The organism is Burkholderia sp. MSMB1588, from assembly GCF_001546925.1.
Classification (GTDB): domain Bacteria; phylum Pseudomonadota; class Gammaproteobacteria; order Burkholderiales; family Burkholderiaceae; genus Burkholderia; species Burkholderia humptydooensis.
Window position 1 is genome coordinate 1,671,371 of record NZ_LNJS01000001.1, and the last position, 18,055, is coordinate 1,689,425.

At 69.5% G+C, this 18,055-nt stretch carries 13 protein-coding genes; 9 read left to right on the plus strand and 4 right to left on the minus strand.

What is annotated here, in order from left to right; translation table 11 throughout:
* The first annotated feature begins 4 nt into the window (after positions 1–4).
* Complete coding sequence (locus WS92_RS19460; RefSeq protein ID WP_059934269.1) at positions 5–3,136, plus strand: multidrug efflux RND transporter permease subunit; 3,132 nt, start codon at positions 5–7, stop codon at positions 3,134–3,136.
* A 5-nt stretch (positions 3,137–3,141) separates the two neighbouring features.
* The gene (locus WS92_RS19465) at positions 3,142–4,680 is read left to right on the plus strand and encodes an efflux transporter outer membrane subunit (protein WP_059934411.1); all 1,539 of its coding nucleotides are present in this window, start codon (positions 3,142–3,144) and stop codon (positions 4,678–4,680) included.
* 110 nt (positions 4,681–4,790) lie between these two features.
* On the opposite strand, the gene WS92_RS19470 is transcribed toward WS92_RS19465, so the two are convergent.
* The 4 genes from WS92_RS19470 to capA all read right to left on the minus strand — a co-directional run bounded on the left by WS92_RS19470 (position 4,791) and on the right by capA (position 9,279).
* Positions 4,791–6,557, minus strand: coding sequence for an ATP-binding cassette domain-containing protein (locus tag WS92_RS19470; protein WP_015600945.1), 1,767 nt, complete (start codon positions 6,555–6,557; stop codon positions 4,791–4,793).
* 118 nt (positions 6,558–6,675) lie between these two features.
* The gene (locus tag WS92_RS19475) at positions 6,676–8,409 is read right to left on the minus strand and encodes a lasso peptide isopeptide bond-forming cyclase (protein ID WP_141668065.1); all 1,734 of its coding nucleotides are present in this window, start codon (positions 8,407–8,409) and stop codon (positions 6,676–6,678) included.
* Positions 8,345–9,061: a lasso peptide biosynthesis B2 protein gene (locus WS92_RS19480; protein WP_006026663.1), complete on the minus strand. Its 717-nt coding sequence runs from the start codon at positions 9,059–9,061 to the stop codon at positions 8,345–8,347. Before WS92_RS19480 ends, WS92_RS19475 begins: the two co-directional genes overlap by 65 nt.
* Before the next feature lie 74 nt (positions 9,062–9,135).
* Positions 9,136–9,279 carry a capistruin family lasso peptide gene (gene capA / locus WS92_RS34990; RefSeq protein WP_009905508.1) on the minus strand — a complete coding sequence of 48 codons (144 nt, stop codon included), beginning with the start codon at positions 9,277–9,279 and terminating at the stop codon, positions 9,136–9,138.
* A 501-nt stretch (positions 9,280–9,780) separates the two neighbouring features.
* On the opposite strand from capA, the gene WS92_RS19485 reads away from it, so the two are divergent.
* The 7 genes from WS92_RS19485 (at position 9,781) to WS92_RS19515 (ending at position 18,008) form a co-directional block, all read left to right on the plus strand.
* Positions 9,781–10,770, plus strand: a complete 990-nt coding sequence (locus WS92_RS19485; protein ID WP_006026664.1) for an AraC family transcriptional regulator — start codon at positions 9,781–9,783, stop codon at positions 10,768–10,770.
* A 102-nt stretch (positions 10,771–10,872) separates the two neighbouring features.
* A complete protein-coding gene (locus tag WS92_RS19490; RefSeq protein WP_015602202.1) occupies positions 10,873–11,820 on the plus strand; it encodes a substrate-binding domain-containing protein in 948 nt (315 codons plus the stop codon).
* A gap of 59 nt (positions 11,821–11,879) precedes the next feature.
* Positions 11,880–13,442: a sugar ABC transporter ATP-binding protein gene (locus WS92_RS19495; RefSeq protein WP_231755999.1), complete on the plus strand. Its 1,563-nt coding sequence runs from the start codon at positions 11,880–11,882 to the stop codon at positions 13,440–13,442.
* Positions 13,435–14,454 carry an ABC transporter permease gene (locus WS92_RS19500; RefSeq protein WP_059934273.1) on the plus strand — a complete coding sequence of 340 codons (1,020 nt, stop codon included), beginning with the start codon at positions 13,435–13,437 and terminating at the stop codon, positions 14,452–14,454. The genes WS92_RS19495 and WS92_RS19500 overlap by 8 nt, the downstream gene beginning before the upstream one ends.
* A 142-nt stretch (positions 14,455–14,596) precedes the next feature.
* Positions 14,597–15,688, plus strand: coding sequence for an alcohol dehydrogenase catalytic domain-containing protein (locus tag WS92_RS19505; protein WP_059934275.1), 1,092 nt, complete (start codon positions 14,597–14,599; stop codon positions 15,686–15,688).
* A 32-nt stretch (positions 15,689–15,720) separates the two neighbouring features.
* Positions 15,721–17,265: an FGGY-family carbohydrate kinase gene (locus tag WS92_RS19510; RefSeq protein ID WP_059934277.1), complete on the plus strand. Its 1,545-nt coding sequence runs from the start codon at positions 15,721–15,723 to the stop codon at positions 17,263–17,265.
* On the plus strand, positions 17,262–18,008 hold the full coding sequence (locus tag WS92_RS19515; RefSeq protein ID WP_006026671.1) for an SDR family oxidoreductase: 747 nt from the start codon (positions 17,262–17,264) through the stop codon (positions 18,006–18,008). Before WS92_RS19510 ends, WS92_RS19515 begins: the two co-directional genes overlap by 4 nt.
* Positions 18,009–18,055: the final 47 nt, after the last annotated feature.

Sequence of the window (18,055 nt, forward strand, 5' to 3'; positions counted from 1 at the left end):
GATCATGGCTCGTTTCTTCATCGATCGCCCGGTGTTCGCGTGGGTGATCTCTTTATTCATCATGCTGGGCGGCATCTTCGCGATCCGCGCGTTGCCCGTCGCGCAGTATCCGGACATCGCGCCGCCCGTCGTCAGCCTTTACGCGACGTATCCGGGCGCGTCCGCGCAGGTCGTCGAGGAATCGGTCACGGCCGTGATCGAGCGCGAGATGAACGGCGTGCCCGGCCTGCTGTACACGTCGGCGACGAGCAGCGCCGGCCAGGCGTCGCTGTCGCTCACGTTCAAGCAGGGCGTGAGCGCCGATCTCGCGGCCGTCGACGTGCAGAACCGCCTGAAGACCGTCGAGGCGCGGCTGCCCGAGCCCGTGCGGCGCGACGGCATCTCGATCGAGAAGGCGGCCGACAACGCGCAGATCATCGTGTCGCTCACGTCGGAGGACGGGCGGCTGTCGGGCGTGGAGCTCGGCGAATACGCGTCGGCGAACGTGCTGCAGGCGCTGCGGCGCGTCGAGGGCGTCGGCAAGGTGCAGTTCTGGGGCGCCGAGTATGCGATGCGGATCTGGCCGGACCCCGTCAAGATGGCGGCGCTCGGCCTGACGGCGTCCGACATCGCGTCGGCCGTGCGCGCGCACAACGCGCGCGTGACGATCGGCGACGTCGGCCGCAGCGCGGTGCCCGACAGCGCGCCGATCGCGGCGACCGTGCTCGCGGACGCGCCGCTCACGACGCCCGACGCGTTCGGCGCGATCGCGCTGCGCTCGCGCGCCGACGGCTCGACGCTCTTTTTGCGCGACGTCGCGAGAATCGAATTCGGCGGCAACGACTACAACTACCCGTCGCTCGTGAACGGCAAGACGGCGACCGGCATGGGCATCAAGCTCGCGCCCGGCTCCAACGCGGTCGCGACCGAGAAGCGCGTGCGCGCGACGATGGACGAGCTCGCGAAGTTCTTCCCGCCGGGCGTGAAATACCAGATTCCGTACGAGACGGCGTCGTTCGTGCGCGTATCGATGAGCAAGGTCGTGACGACGCTCGTCGAGGCGGGCGTGCTCGTGTTCGCGGTGATGTTCCTCTTCATGCAGAACTTCCGCGCGACGCTGATTCCGACGCTCGTCGTGCCCGTGGCTCTCCTCGGCACGTTCGGCGCGATGCTCGCCGCGGGCTTCTCGATCAACGTGCTGACGATGTTCGGGATGGTGCTCGCGATCGGCATCCTCGTCGACGACGCGATCGTCGTCGTCGAGAACGTCGAGCGGCTGATGGTCGAGGAGAAGCTGCCGCCGTACGAGGCCACCGTGAAGGCGATGAAGCAGATCAGCGGCGCGATCGTCGGGATCACCGTCGTGCTCACGTCGGTGTTCGTGCCGATGGCGTTCTTCGGCGGCGCGGTCGGCAACATCTACCGGCAGTTCGCGTTCGCGCTCGCGGTGTCGATCGGCTTCTCGGCGTTCCTCGCGCTGTCGCTCACGCCGGCGCTCTGCGCGACGCTGCTCAGGCCCGTCGCCGACGACCATCACGAGAAGGACGGCTTCTTCGGCTGGTTCAACCGCTTCGTCGCGCGCTCGACGCAGCGCTACACGCGGCGCGTCGGGCGGGTGCTCGCGCGCCCGCTGCGCTGGCTCGCCGTCTACGGCGCGCTGACGGCCGCCGCCGCGCTGCTGATCACGAAGCTGCCGGCCGCGTTCCTGCCCGACGAGGATCAGGGCAACTTCATGGTGATGGTGATCCGCCCGCAGGGCACGCCGCTCGCCGAGACGATGCAGAGCGTGCGGCGCGTGGAGGAATACGTGCGCACGCATTCGCCGAGCGCGTACACGTTCGCGCTCGGCGGCTACAACCTGTACGGCGAGGGGCCGAACGGGGGGATGATCTTCGTCACGATGAAGGACTGGAAGGCGCGCAAGCAGGCGCAGGATCAGGTGCAGGCGATCATCGCGGGGATCAACGCGCGTTTCGCGGGCACGCCGAACACGATGGTGTTCGCGATCAACATGCCGGCGCTGCCCGACCTCGGCTTGACGGGCGGCTTCGACTTCCGGCTGCAGGACCGCGCCGGGCTCGGCTACGGCGCGTTCGTCGCCGCGCGCGAGAAGCTGCTCGCCGACGGGCGCAAGGACCCCGTCCTCACCGATCTGATGTTCGCCGGCACGCAGGACGCGCCGCAACTGAAGCTCGACATCGATCGCGCGAAGGCGTCGGCGCTCGGCGTGCCGATGGAGGAGATCAACGCGACGCTCGCGGTGATGTTCGGCTCCGACTACATCGGCGATTTCATGCACGGCTCGCAGGTGCGCCGCGTGATCGTGCAGGCGGACGGGCTGCACCGGCTCGATCCGGGCGACGTGACGAAGCTGCGGGTGCGCAACGCGAAGGGCGAGATGGTGCCGCTCTCCGCGTTCGCGACGCTGCACTGGACGATGGGCCCGCCGCAGTTGACGCGCTACAACGGCTTCCCGTCGTTCACGATCAACGGCGCGGCGTCGGCCGGGCACAGCAGCGGCGAGGCGATGGCCGCGATCGAGCGGATCGCGTCTGCGCTGCCCGCGGGCATCGGCTACGCGTGGTCGGGCCAGTCGTACGAGGAGCGGCTCTCGGGCGCGCAGGCGCCGATGCTGTTCGCGCTGTCGGTGCTCGTCGTGTTTCTCGCGCTCGCGGCGCTGTACGAGAGCTGGTCGATTCCGTTCGCGGTGATGCTCGTCGTGCCGCTCGGCGTGATCGGCGCGGTGGCGGGCGTCACGCTGCGCGGGATGCCGAACGACATCTATTTCAAGGTGGGACTGATCGCGACGATCGGGCTGTCCGCGAAGAACGCGATCCTGATCGTCGAGGTCGCGAAGGATCTGGTCGCGCAGGGCATGTCGCTCGCCGATGCGGCGCTCGAGGCGGCGCGCCTGCGGCTGCGGCCGATCGTGATGACGTCGCTCGCGTTCGGCGTCGGCGTGCTGCCGCTCGCGTTCGCGACGGGCGCCGCGTCCGGCGCGCAGATCGCGATCGGCACGGGCGTGCTCGGCGGCGTGATCAGCGCGACGCTGTTCGCGATCTTCCTCGTCCCGCTCTTTTTCGTGTGCGTCGGCCGCGTGTTCGACGTCGTTCCGCGCCGCCGCGGCGGCGCGCACGCGGCACTGGAGATCAAGTGAAAGCGATGATGAAACCCCTGGCCCGGCGGCGCGGGCCGCGCGCATGGCCGGTCGCGCTCGCGGCGGCGCTCGTCGCGGGCTGCACGCTCGCGCCGCGCTACGAGCGGCCGGCCGCGCCCGTGCCGGTGAGCTATCCGTTGGCGGCGAGCGCGCCGCACGGAGCGAGCGCCGTGCGCCCGGCGGCGGTGGACGGCGGCTCGCGCGATGCCGCGAACGCGTCCGGCGGCGCGCACCAGGTGCGCGAGGCGTCCGAGGCGCACGACGTGCGCCTCGACGACTGGCGTGCGTACTTCACCGATCCGGCGCTGCGCGCGCTGATCGACGCGGCGCTCATGAACAATCGCGACCTGCGGATCGCGACGCTGCGCATCCAGGAAGCGCGCGGCCTTTACGGCGTCGCGCGCGCGGACCGGCTGCCGTCGATCGACGGCAGTCTCGGCTACGAGCGCACGCGGCTTTACGACCCGGTGCTGCGCGAGAGCGCGACGAGCTCGCTCTATCGCGCGAGCGTCGGCTTGAGCGCGTTCGAGATCGACCTGTTCGGCCGCGTGAAGAGCCTGTCGGACGCGGCGCTCGCCGAATACTTCGCGACCGCCGAAGCGCAGCGCGCGGCGCGGCTCAGCCTGATCGCCGAAGTCGCGTCCGCGTATGTGACCGAGCGCGCGCTCGTCGATCAAGTGAAGCTCGCGGAACGCACGCTCGCCGCGCGCGACGCGACTTACGCGCTCACGCAGCGCCGTTACGCGGCCGGCACGAGCACGGCGATCGAGCTGCGCACGGCCGAGATGCTCGTCGCGGCCGCGCGCGCGTCGAAGGCGGCGCTCGAGCGCGAGCACACGCAGGCCGCGAGCGCGCTGAAGCTGCTCGCGGGCGACTTCTCGGCGGCGCTGCCCGCCGATGCGCCCGCGCTCGACGAGCTCGCGGTCGCGCGGGTGTCGCCGGGGCTGTCGTCGGATCTGCTGGAGCAGCGGCCGGACATCCGGCAGGCCGAGCAGCGGCTCGTCGCGGCGAACGCGAACATCGGCGCCGCGCGCGCGGCATTCTTCCCGCGCATCGCGCTCACGACCGACGTCGGCTCGGTCAGCGACGCATTCTCGGGGCTCTTCTCGGCCGGCTCGAGCGTGTGGACGTTCGCGCCGCGGCTCACGCTGCCGATTTTCGCGGGCGGGCGCAATCGCGCGAATCTCGAACTTGCCGACGCGCGCAAGCATATCGCGGTCGCCGAATACGAGAAGACGATTCAGACGGCGTTCCGCGAAGTCGCCGACGCGCTCGTCGCGCGCGATCAGATCGACGCGCAGCTCGCCGCGCAGCAGGCGGTCTACGGCGCGGACGCCGAGCGGCTGCGGCTCGCGGAGCGGCGCTACGGCAGCGGCGTCGCGAGCTATCTCGAACTGCTCGACGCGCAGCGCAGCACGTTCGAGTCCGGGCAGGAGCTGATTCGCCTGAAGCAGTTGCGGCTCACGAATGCGATCGCGCTGTATCGCGCGCTCGGCGGCGGCTGGTCGCGCGCCGCGTGCGGCGGCGAAGACGCGTGTGCGTGAACGCGTCGACGCGCGTGTTCATCGACGGCGATCGCCTGCCGGTCGTCCTGGTTCGCATGAAATGACGAAGCGGTCAGCCGGCGCCGCCGGATCGCGCGGACGGCCGCGCGTCATGCCTTCGCGTCGGCGTGCTCGGGCTGGCGGCGCCAGAACGTCCGGTATTCGTCGCACGTATCGATGAGGCGCCGGTGCGGGCCCGCCGCGACGAGCCGGCCTCCGGACAGGAACAGCACCTGGTCGGCCGCCTCGACGTTCGCGATCCGGTGGGTGATCAGCACGAGCGTCGTCCGCTTGCCGAGGCGCTCGCGCAGCATCGCGATGCCGAGCGTGTCGCTGTGCGGGTCGAGCCCCGACGTCGTTTCGTCGAGGACGATCGCGGGAACGTCGACGCCCATCAGCCGGACGAGCTCGACCTTCTGCACCTGGCCGCCCGACAGGCGCGCGCCGCCTTCGCCGACGTCGCCGTCGAGATCGACGCGCCGGCCGTCCTTGTGGAACGCGAGGCGCTCGAGCAGCCGGGTCGCGTCGACGTCGGTGAGCGTCGACGGGTGGTAGCGGACGTTTTCCCGCAGCGAGCGGTTCAGGAGCGCGACGTCCTGCGGGACGTACAGCGCGAAGCGGCGGCGCGCGTCGTCGCCGACGCTGTACAGGTCGACGCCGTCATACGCGACGGCGCCGTCGTCGGGCGGCAGCAGCCCGGCGACGATCTTCGCGAGCGTGGACTTGCCCGAGCCGTTGTGCCCGACGATCGCCGTGTAGCTGCCCGCCGGCAGATCGAACGACATCGGCTCGATCGAGAAGCGCCCCGCCCGGGCAAACGCGAGCCGGCGCACCGCGATGTGCGCGGCCGAGCCGCCCGGGTGCGCAAGCGCGCGCGCGCCGTCGCCGCCGTCGCCGCCCGCGCGCGGCGCGATCGCGAGCGCTTCGCGCACGTTCGCGAGCGCTGCGCCCGCCTGGCGAAGCACGAATCCGTACGCGCCGAGCGGCAGCGCGAACTGCAGCACGTACGTCTGCAGCAGCATGAAATCGCCGAGCGTGATCCGGTGGGCGGCGATGTCGCGCACGCACAGCACGAACATCGCCGCCATGCCGAGCGCGATGATGCCGTACTGACAGGCGGCCGCGCGCGTGAGCAGCCACGACCGGCGCCAGTCGACATCGAGGCGCGCGACGGCGCGCGTCGCGACGTAGTCGATTTCCTGCGGCACCGCGCCGTTGTAGACGACGCGCGGCGCATTCGCCAGCACGTCGCCGAGCGCGGCCGACAGCGCGCCCGCCGCCTCGTTCGTCGCCGCCGCGCTGTTCTCGTACTGCTCGGCCGACAAGTGAGAAAACACGAAGTAGGCGGCCAGCACGGCAAACAGGATCGCCGCGTACCGGAGCGGCACGAGCAGCGCGATCAGCACGATCGCGACGACGAGCTGGATCGCCACGGGCGCGATCTTCCACAGCACGCCTTCGATGATCACCTGCAGGCTGTACGGCAGGCGCTCGAGAAGGCCCTGCACGTAGCCGCTGTCGCACGACGCGCGGCTCGCGAGCGCCGGCAGTTGCGCATGCAGCGCGCGGCGCAGCAGCGTATTCGACGTGGCGTGGACGATCTTGCCGGTGTACGCGAGCAGCGCGACCGACGAGACCGCGGACGCGGACCAGAGCACGGCGAACAGCACGATATCGACGGAAGCCTTCGCCGCGTCGAACTGCGCGCGCGACATCTCGTCGACCGCGAGCTTCAGCGCAACCGGGCCGAGCAGCATGAAGGCCGATGTCAGCGCCTCGATCAGCACGCCGGCGACGATCAGCTTTCTCGCCTTCGTTTCCTTGTCGACCATCAGGCGGACGACGTCCGCCAACGAGCGTAGCGCAGCAAGCTTCATGTCGATTCGCGATCGGGCCGGCAAGCCGGCGTTTCGAATGGGGAGGGCCCGGTTCCGGCGCGCGGTGGGACCGGATGCGGCCGCACGCGCGCCGTCGGGAGGGCGGCGAGACGGTTCGTCAGCATACCGCGGCGCGCCGGTTCGTCACGAAATTCTGCCAGGACGCGCAAAAAATCTCCACGCATCCGACGAGCGCGAGACTGATCGCGGCCGCGTTCTGTCCGACGCGCACCGCCTTGAGCGCGCGCTCGAGCTCGGCTTCGTCGAGCTTGCCGCTTCGCATCAGCACGCCGTCGCGGATCAGCTCGCGGAATGCGTCGTAGTGCGACACGATGCCCTTCACGAAGCCGATGCCGAACGATCCCTTGGTCCTGCGCCACAGCACGTCGACGGGGGTGTGCGCCGACGCGATCTCGCGCAGCACGATCCGGTCGTTGCGGTGATCGAAGCTGTCGTAGCTGCGCAGGCCGAACGTCGCCTCGACGACCGGTTGCGCGAGATACGGATTGAGCCGGCGCGTGTACGCGGCGTCGGTGACGGGCGTCATGATCGACACGAACCGGTCGAGCACCGAGATCGACTCGTCGAGCGGCGCGCGCCGGCGCGGGATCTCGGCCGCCGCGCGCGGCGCGTGCGACGCGAACAGCCCGGACAGCGCCCGCTCCGACGCCGACGTGTCCTGTCCGAACAGCCGCCTTCTCAGCGCGATCTTCGCCGCCATCAGCAGGATGCGCGGAATCGAATCGTTGTGAAGCACCGCGAGCTTTTCCGCCGTGCGCAGCGCGAACGACCATCCCTTGGCGCGAAGCGCGTCGAGCACCGCGTTCGCGTCGGGCACCGCCTTGAACAGCAGATCGCCGCCCTGGCCCTCGAGCAGCACCGACGACGGACCGATCGCGTTCGACACCGCCCGGTCGATGCCGAGAAACAGCATGTCCTGGCTCAGCGCGGCGGGCGGAGTCTGCACGATCCGCTCGGAGAACGGCAAATGGCGATCGATGTCGATGCAGATGAGCGCCGCGCCGATCGAATCGGCGACGCGCGTCGCCATGTCCCGCTCGTAGCAGTCGGGCGACGACGTGGAGAACAGATGGACGGCGGCGAGCGGCGCGTTCGCGCCGAGTGCCTTGCGCAGGAAGATCGCGCCTGCGGACGAATCGACGCCGCCCGACAGCGCGGCGCACACGCTCGGGTGGCTGCGCGCGATGCTCGAATAGACGTCGTCGAGCGCCGCCGCGCACGATGCGCGGATGTCGTCCGCGGCCGGCGCGCGCGGCAGCCACGCGCGCTCGATCGCGCATCGTCCGTCGGCGTCGACGATAAGCGCGCATCCGGGCGGCACGACGCGGATCGACGCGAACGGCGTTTCGTCGAGCGGACCGAACTGCGTGCACGCGAATTCGATCAGGTAATCGAGGTTCCAGTCGATCGGCCCGCGATCGAGCAGGTTCGCCGCCTGCGGATCGACGTCGACGCGCCCGTGCTCGCCCGTCCGGTAATAGAGCCGGACCGAATGCAGCGGATCGGGCATGAACAGGCGGCGGCCGGTCGCCGCCTCGTCGAGCACGAGAAGGTACGCGCCCCAGACGGAGCGTGTGACGGCGTCGCGCGCGTCCGGCAACGTGCGCGCGCGCGCGAGCGAGCGCACGAGGCTCGAGTGCGCGTCGCGCAGGTACGCGCGGCCGGGGCCGTCGGCTTCGAGCAGCGTCACGCCGATCGGCCGGTCGGGGCCGGCCGCGCAGGACAGCCATTCGCGATACCCGTGCGCGTTCGTCCAGGCGCGCCGTTCAAGCCGCCAGCCCGAACGGGGCGGCGCGTTCGTCATGTCGAGGCGTCCGATAGATTTCGCCATAGCTCTTTTTCAGCTCCGGTTCGTCGCCGCACACGCGCCCGTCGACCTCGACCCATGCATGGGCGACGAACGGCATCGGCCTCACGCCGATCACCAGTTGAGCGGGCACGTTCTCCCGTCTCAGGTGTGTGGCGAGCGCGAACGACATTTGCAGGCACGTGATGCGAATGGGCGACCAGATCGACGCGCGCAGATAGCGCTCGATCGTGCGAGACGGGGCGTCGCCGGCACGCGCGCCTTGCCCGGCGCGCGCATCGAGCCGATCGAGCAACGAGAGCGCGTGAAAGCCGCGGATCTTGAGCGACACCGCGCTTCGCACGATGCGCCAGAACGGCAGCCACTCGAAGCCGGACGCGCTTCGCTCGCCGAGCGTGCGGCTTCCCCAGACGCCCGAATCGAACGTGTCGAACGCCCACCCGCGGTAATCGGCAATGCGGCCCGGGGCGGACGCCGGCGATTCGGCGGCGACGATCCGGTCGGATATCAACGGCTTCAATGCGTGCGGCGCATCGAGCGGCTTGAAATCCAGATAATGATCGGCAAAAGCCTTCGCGCATGCCTCGTCATAAAGAAAATAACGCGACCGTTGCATATCGAGCGCGACGATCGCCTGATCGAATACTGCAATATGGCAATGGTTGGCTGGTGTCATGACTATTTATTCTGGTGGGGCAAAATGCCCCACCAGCTTCATGAAGCGCTACTCAGTCGGGCACGAGGCGCGACTTAATTGAACCCGAAACGCGAAATCACGCGGGCATCCGGGGTTTGGAAACCCGGGGTACCGTGGGTCGAGGAAACCGCGTCCAGGCTGACGCCGTTGGAGCCGTGGATCGTCGAACGAAGCAGCTTCGCCAAAAGTCGAACCATTTTAATCTCCTAAAAGATATCGAGTGAGCCAACCGCCTTTCATGATAGTAAGGTAGCCGGCGTTAGGTTTATAGCATCGCCCGGAAAGAAATTCAATCGGAATATTTTTTTCTCGCCGTGGGTAATTTTATATCCCGGCATTGCGGAATTTATCTTGAATGAACGATTTATCTTTATCGAAAAAGTGAAATCGTGATTTGTCGGCTTGATTCATGAATTTGGAAGCGGAATAAATCCCGCATTGCCCGCATCGGGTTCCGCGGATCGCGCCGCCGGATGCGCGCGGGACCTGCTGCTTCGCACCAAATTTGACGCATCCGGCCTCCGCATTCGTCCGGATTCAAAAAAATACCAGCCCGGTGTCTGATTTTTAGTGGCCGGCCGGATGGCCGGCGACTATCGTTCGCACTACACAAAACGAACGGCGAAGCGCGTTGCCGAGCGCTCCGCCGCATCGAAGGAGCGGCGCGCGCGCCGTGGTCTGGAGAACAGGAGGAGCGTGTGCAGCCCGATCTCGAAGTCGTCGACGTGCGCCGTGGCGAGTCGTTCAAGGCGTGGTCGCATGGCTACCCGTACCGCACCGTGCGGTGGCACTTCCATCCGGAGTTCGAAGTGCATCTGATCGTCGAGACGACGGGCCAGATGTTCGTCGGCGATTACGTCGGCGGCTTCGGCCCCGGCAACCTCGTGTTGATGGGACCGAACCTGCCGCACAACTGGGTGAGCGACGTGCCGGAAGGCAAGACGATCGCCGAGCGCAATCTCGTCGTGCAGTTCGACCAGGCGTTCGTGTCGCGCTGCGCGGACAGCTTCACCGAATGGCGGCACATCGAGGGGCTTCTCGCCGACGCGCGCCGCGGCGTGCAGTTCGGCGCGCGCACGAGCGAGGCGATCCGGCCGCTCTTCGCCGAGCTGATCCACGCGCGCGGGCTGCGCCGCATCGTGCTGTTCCTGTCGATGCTGCAGATCCTCGTCGACGCGACCGACCGCGAGCTGCTCGCGAGCCCCGCGTATGAAGCCGATGCGTCGACCTTCGCGTCGACCCGCATCAACCACGTGCTTGCGTACATCGGCAAGAACCTCGCGAACGAATTGCGCGAGACCGATCTCGCGCGGCTCGCCGGGCAGAGCGTGAGCGCGTTCTCGCATTACTTCCGCCGGCACACCGGCTTGCCGTTCGTCCAGTACGTGAACCGGATGCGGATCAATCTCGCGTGCCAGTTGCTGATGGACGGCGACGCGAGCATCACCGACATCTGCTTCAGGAGCGGCTTCAACAATCTGTCGAACTTCAATCGCCAGTTCCTCGCGGTGAAGGGCATGTCGCCGTCGCGCTTTCGCCGCTATCAGGCGCTGAACGACGCGAGCCGCGATGCGTCGGAGGCGGCCGCGAAGCGCGGCGCGGGCATCGCCGGCGCGCCGGCGATCGTGCCCGCCGCGCAGGCGCGCGGCAACGCTCGGCCGCCCCCCGAAATCCTGCTGTCCGGCTGAAGCCGGCCCGCGTTCCCGAGCAACCCAGCCCAAAACGCGTCGCCCCGCGCGCCGCTCTCGCGGCGCGCGGGGCGCGCTCATACCTAGAAAACGGAGACAACCATGATGGACACCGCTTTGTCGACGCCGGCTTCCGGCAACCGGGCCGCCCGCGCGCTGCGCGCCGCGGCGCTTTCGATCGCGCTCGGCGCCGCAGGCATCGCGCATGCGGCGCCGCTGAAGATCGGCATGACGTTCCAGGAGCTGAACAACCCGTACTTCGTGACGATGCAAAAGGCGCTCAACGAAGCGGCCGCGTCGATCGGCGCGCAGGTGATCGTCACCGACGCGCATCACGACGTCAGCAAGCAGGTGAGCGACGTCGAGGACATGCTGCAGAAGAAGATCGACATCCTGCTCGTGAATCCGACCGATTCGACGGGCATCCAGTCGGCCGTGGTGTCGGCGAAGAAGGCGGGCGCGGTCGTCGTCGCGGTGGACGCGAACGCGAACGGCCCGGTCGATGCGTTCGTCGGCTCGAAGAATTTCGACGCGGGCGCGATGTCGTGCGACTACCTCGCGAAGGCGATCGGCGGCAGCGGCGAAGTCGCGATCCTCGACGGCATTGCCGTCGTGCCGATTCTCGAGCGCGTGCGCGGCTGCCGCGCGGCGCTCGCGAAATTCCCGAACGTGAAGATCGTCGACGTGCAGAACGGCAAGCAGGAGCGCGCGAGCGCGCTCACCGTCACCGAGAACATGATCCAGGCGCATCCGTTGCTCAAGGGCGTCTTCAGCGTCAACGACGGCGGCTCGATGGGCGCGCTGTCCGCGATCGAGGCGTCGGGCAAGGACATCCGGCTCACGAGCGTCGACGGCGCGCCGGAGGCGATCGCCGCGATGCAGAAGCCGAACTCGAAGTTCATCGAAACGTCCGCGCAGTTCCCGCGCGACCAGATTCGCCTCGCGATCGGCATCGGGCTCGCGAAGAAGTGGGGCGCCAATGTGCCGAAGGCGATTCCGGTCGACGTGAAGCTGATCGACAAGAACAACGCGAAGACCTTCAGTTGGTGAGCCGGCGCGGCCACGAGGCCGACGGCATGAACGAGGCGGGCGACGCGCGCCGAGCCGCGATGGAGGCGGTGGCGGGCGCGGCGCGCGCGAGCGAGGAAGCAATGGACACGATACTGGCGCTCACCGGCATCACGAAGCGGTTTCCGGGCGTCGTCGCGCTGCAAGGGATCGATCTGCGCGTCGCGCGCGGCGAGATTCACGCGCTGCTCGGCGAGAACGGCGCGGGCAAGTCGACGCTGATGAAGATTCTCTGCGGCATCCATCAGCCCGACGAAGGCACGATCACGATCGACGGCGAGCCGCGGCGCTTCGCGAACTATCACGAAGCGATCGCGGCGGGCGTCGGCATCGTGTTTCAGGAGTTCAGCCTGATTCCGGACCTGAACGCGGTCGACAACCTGTTCCTCGGCCGCGAGTGGCGCGGCCGGCTCGGGCTGCGCGAGCGCGCGCGGATGCGCCGCGCCGCGGCGGACATCTTCGCGCGGCTTCGCGTGGCGATCGATCTGGCGGCGCCGGTGCGCGAGCTGTCGGTCGCGCAGCAGCAGTTCGTCGAGATCGGCAAGGCGCTGTCGCTCGACGCGCGGGTCCTGATCCTCGACGAGCCGACCGCGACGCTCACGCCCGCCGAGGCCGCGCACCTGTTCGGCGTGATGCGCGAGTTGAAGCGCCAGGGTGTCGCGATGATCTTCATCTCGCACCATCTCGACGAGATCTTCGAGGTGTGCGACCGGATCACCGTGCTGCGCGACGGGCAGTACGTCGGCGCGACCGACGTCGCGCGCACCGACGTCGGCGCGCTCGTCGAGATGATGGTGGGCCGGCGCATCGAGAACAGCTTTCCGCCGAAGCCGCGTCTCGCGCGCGATGCCGCGCCCGTGCTCGAAGTGGACGCGCTGCAGGTGCGCGAGAACGGGCCCGTGAACCGCTTCACGCTGCGCGAAGGCGAGATTCTCGGCTTCGCGGGCCTCGTCGGCTCGGGGCGCACGTCGAGCGCGCTCGCGCTGATCGGCGCGAAGCCCGCGCGCGTGCGGCGCGTGCGCGTGCGCGGCCGCGCGGTGCGCTTCGCCGACCCCGCCGACGCGCTCGCCGCGGGCATCGGCCTCCTGCCGGAGAGCCGCAAGACGGAAGGGCTCATCACCGGGTTCTCGATCCGGCACAACGTCGCGATCAACAATCTCGGCAAGCACCGCAGCCTGCGCTGGCTCGTCGACGCGGCGGCCGAGACGCGCACGACGCTCGAGCTGATGCGGCGGCTCGGCGTGAAGGCGCCGACGCCGCACACGCGCGTCGACACGCTGTCGGGCGGCAACCAGCAGAAGGTCGTCATCGCGCGCTGGCTCAATCACCACGCGCGGATCCTGATCTTCGACGAGCCGACGCGCGGCATCGACATCGGCGCGAAGGCGGAGACCTACCAATTGATGCGCGAGCTGACCGCGCGCGGCTATTCGATCGTGCTGATCTCGAGCGAGCTGCCGGAGATCGTCGGCATGTGCGACCGCGTCGCGGTGTTCCGGCAGGGGCGCATCGAGGCGGTGCTCGACGGCGACGCGATCGAGCCGAACACGGTGATGACTTATGCGACTTCAGACGTACGCGGAGCGAATCATGAACATGCATGACCGGACGGCGACGCCGTCGTCTTCCTCTCCCGCGCCCGCCGCCGCCGGCGCGCCGTTGCCCATCGACGCGCGCGCGCGGCACGCGTTCGCCGCGCTCAGGCGCACGACGACGTTCTATCCGCTCGTCGGGCTCGTCGCCGTGTGCGTTGCGATGATGTTCGCGAGCGACAGCTTCCTGAGCGCGGCGAACCTCGAGAACGTGCTGCGGCAGGTATCGATCAACGCGATCATCGGCGTCGGGATGACCTGCGTGATCCTGACGGGCGGCATCGACCTGTCGGTCGGCTCGGTGATGGCGCTGTCCGGCACGCTGACGGCGGGGCTTCTCGTCGCGGGCGCGAACGGCGCGGCGGCGCTTGCCGCGGGCGTCGGCGTCGGGGTCGCGCTCGGCGCGGCGAACGGCCTGTTCGTCGCGTTCGCCGGGATGCCGCCCATCATCGTCACGCTCGCGACGATGGGCATCGCGCGCGGCCTCGCGCTCATCTATACGGGCGGCTATCCGATCGACGGGCTGCCCGACTGGATCCGCTTCTTCGGCAGCGGCAAGGTGCTCGGCGTGCAGATGCCCGTGCTGACGATGCTCGCGGTCTACGCACTCGCCTGGCTGATGCTCGAGCGCATGCCGTTCGGCCGCTACGTGTACGCGATCGGCGGCAACGAGCACGCGACGCGGCTCTCGGGCGTGCGCGTCTCGCGCGTGAAGCTCGCCGTCTACACGTTCGCGGGGCTCACGTCGGCGCTCGCCGCGATCGTGCTGACGGGCCGCCTGATGAGCGGGCAGCCGAACGCGGGCGTCGGCTTCGAGCTCGACGCGATCGCCGCCGTCGTGATGGGCGGCACGTCGATCGCGGGCGGCCGCGGCTCGATCGTCGGCACGCTCGTCGGCGCGCTGCTGCTCGGCGTGCTGAACAACGGCCTGAACATGATCGGCGTGAATCCCTACGTGCAGAACGTGATCAAGGGGGCAATCATCCTGCTCGCGATCTACATCGGCCGCGAGCGGCGCAAGTGAGCTGCGCGGCGCATGCGACGCCGATATGCGCGGCGTGTGTCGCGTGCGTCGGGCACTTCGGGCACGCCGCGCACGGCGTCGCGGCGAGCGGCCGCACGGCCGGCATTCCACTTCTTCGAACCCAGCCAGGCAAACCGAAACCATGACGAATCGAAACGACGAAACGCAGCAGATGACGGCAGTCGTCTGCCACGCCCCCGAGGACTACCGCGTCGAGCGCGTCGCGAAGCCGCGCGCGAACGCGCGCGAGCTCGTGATCCGCATCGGCGCGTGCGGGATCTGCGCGAGCGACTGCAAGTGCCATTCCGGCGCGAAGATGTTCTGGGGGGGGCCGAGCCCGTGGGTCAAGGCGCCCGTGATTCCCGGCCACGAGTTCTTCGGCCATGTCGAGGAGCTGGGCGAGGGCGCGGCCGAGCACTTCGGCGTCGCGCTCGGCGATCGCGTGATCGCCGAGCAGATCGTGCCGTGCAGCAAGTGCCGCTACTGCAGGTCGGGCCAGTACTGGATGTGCGAGGTGCACAACATCTTCGGCTTTCAGCGCGAGGTCGCCGACGGCGGGATGGCCGAGTACATGCGCATTCCGCCCACCGCGATCGTCCACCGGATTCCGCTCGGCATCTCGCTCGAGGACGCGGCGATCATCGAGCCGCTCGCGTGCGCGATCCACACGGTCAATCGCGGCGACATCCAGCTCGACGACGTCGTCGTGATCGCGGGCGCGGGGCCGCTCGGCCTGATGATGACGCAGGTCGCGAAGCTGAAGACGCCGAAGCGGCTCGTCGTGATCGATCTCGTCGAGGAACGGCTCGCGCTCGCGCGCGAGTACGGCGCCGACGTGACGATCGACCCGACGCGCGAGGACGCGCCCGCGATCGTCCGGGCGCTGACGGGGGGCTACGGCTGCGACGTCTACATCGAGACGACCGGCGCGCCGGCGGGCGTCACGCAGGGGATGGACCTGATCCGCAAGCTCGGCCGCTTCGTCGAGTTCTCGGTGTTCGGCAAGGACACGACGCTCGACTGGTCGATCATCGGCGACCGCAAGGAGCTCGACGTGCGCGGCGCGCATCTCGGCCCGTATTGCTATCCAGTCGCGATCGATCTGCTCGCGCGCGGGCTCGTCACGTCGAAAGGCATCGTCACGCACGGCTTCTCGCTCGAGGAGTGGGACGAGGCGATCCGGGTCGCGAACTCGCTCGACTCGATCAAGGTGCTGATGAAGCCGCGCGGCTGACCGCGCGCCGCTCACCGAATCGCGGAGGCGACATGGAATGCGTGATTGGTGTCGACATCGGCACCCAGAGCACGAAGGCGGTTCTCGCCGGCATCGACGGCGCGATCGTCGCGCAGCACGCGGTGGCGTACCGGCCGGACACGCCGAAGCCGCTGTGGGCCGAGCAGTGGCCGCACGTGTGGTTCGACGCGGTGCGCGAATGCATCGCGCGCGTCGCGGCCGACGCGCGCGCGGCCGGCATCGGCGCGGCGTCGATCGGGGCGCTGTGCGTGAGCAGCCTGTACGGCGGCTCGGGGATTCCGGTCGATCGCGAGATGCGGCCGCTGCATCCGTGCCTCATCTGGATGGACCGGCGCGCGACCGACGAAGTCGACTGGGTGCGCGCGCACGTCGACGTCGCGCGGCTTCGCGCGATCACGGGCAACGGCGTCGACAGCTACTACGGCTACACGAAGATGCTGTGGCTGCGCGAGAAGCGCCCCGACGTGTGGGCGAACATCCGCTATTTCGTGCCGCCGAACGCGTATGTCGCGTATCGGCTGACGGGCGAGCTCGCGGTCGATCACAGCGCGGCGGGCAACATCGGCGGCGTCTACGATCTGAGCCGCCGCGACTGGTCCGACGAAGCGCTCGACATGCTCGGCATCCCGGCGACGATGATGCCCGAGCGGCTCGTCGATTCGGATGCGGTAGTGGGCGGGCTCCTCCCGCAATGGGCGGACGCGCTCGGCCTTGCGGCGGGCACGCCTGTCGTCGCGGGCGGCGTGGACGCGGCCGTCGCGACGTTCGCGGCGGGCGCGGCGCGCCGCGGCCAGCACGTCGCGATGATCGGCACGAGCATGTGCTGGGGCTACATCGCGGAGACGACCGACGCGCGGCACGGGCTCGTCAGCATGCCGCACGTGTTCGACGGCCGGCGCGACCTGTACGTGTTCGGCGGCGCGCTCACGGCGGGCGCGTCGGTAACGTGGTTCCGCGAGCAGTTCTGCCACGCGGAGCTCGAGGCCGCGCGCGCGAGCCCGGGCGGCGACGCGCACCGCCTGCTCGAAGCCGCCGCCGCGCAGGTGAGCGCGGGCAGCGACGGCGTGCTGTTCCTGCCGTACCTGATGGGCGAGCGCAGCCCCGTGTGGGACCCGAAGGCGAGCGGCGCGTTCGTCGGCCTGTCGCTGTATCACACGCGCGCGCATCTGTATCGCGCGGTGCTCGAAGGGCTCGCGTACGCGCTCAGGCACAACATCGCGGCGGGCGCGGCCGGCGCGCGCGCGCTCGACGACCGGCTCGTCGTGGTCGGCGGCGCCGCGCATTCGGATCTGTGGATGCAGAGCATCGCCGACATCACCGGCTACCCGGTGTGGACGATCGCCGAGGACGTCGAGGCGGCGATGGGCGCGGCGCTGCTCGCCGCGCTCGGCGCGGGGCTTGTGTCGCGCGAGGCCGCGCGGCGCGGCTGGGTCACGCTCGCCGAGCGCGCACGCCCCGACGCGCGGCACGCGGCGCTGCACGACGCGCGCTTTGCGCTGTACGCCGGGCTCTATCCGGCGCTCCAACCCTTCATGCACGGATTGCAGACATCATGAGCGTCGCTTTCGATTTCAACGGCCGGTCGTTCCTCGTGACGGGCGCCTCGAGCGGGATCGGTCGCGCCACGGCCGTCGCGCTGCGCGGCTGCGGCGCGCGCGTCGTCGCGGCCGCGCGCAACGTGCGTGAGCTCGCGCGGCTTGCCGGCGAGACGGGCTGCGAGCCGCTCGAACTCGACGTCGGCGACGACGCATCGGTGAGCGCGGCGTTCTCCGGCGAGCGGATGCGCGGCGCGTTCGACGGGCTCGTCAACTGCGCGGGCGTGACGAGCCTCGCCGCGGCGACCGACACGACGGCCGCCGAGTTCGACCGCGTGATGGCCGTCAACGCGCGCGGCGCGATGCTGGTCGCGCGGCACGTCGCGCGCGCGATGATCGGCGCGGGGCGGGGCGGCAGCATCGTCAACGTGTCGAGCCAGGCGGCGCTCGTCGCGCTGCCGTCGCATCTCGCGTATTGCGCGTCGAAGGCCGCGCTCGACGCGATGACGCGCGTGCAGTGCGTCGAGCTCGGGCCGCACGGGATCCGCGTGAACAGCGTCAATCCGACCGTCACGCTCACGCCGATGGCCGAGCGCGCGTGGAGCGACCCGCAGGCGAGCGGGCCGATGCTCGCGGCGATTCCGCTCGGGCGCTTCGCGCGCGTCGCGGACGTCGTCGCGCCGATCCTGTTCCTGTTGAGCGACGCGGCCGCGATGGTGAGCGGCGTCGCGCTGCCCGTCGACGGCGGCTACACCGCGCGATAGCGCGCACGCGGTTCGCGGGCGTCGCGCTCGGGCCTCGGGCGCGCTCG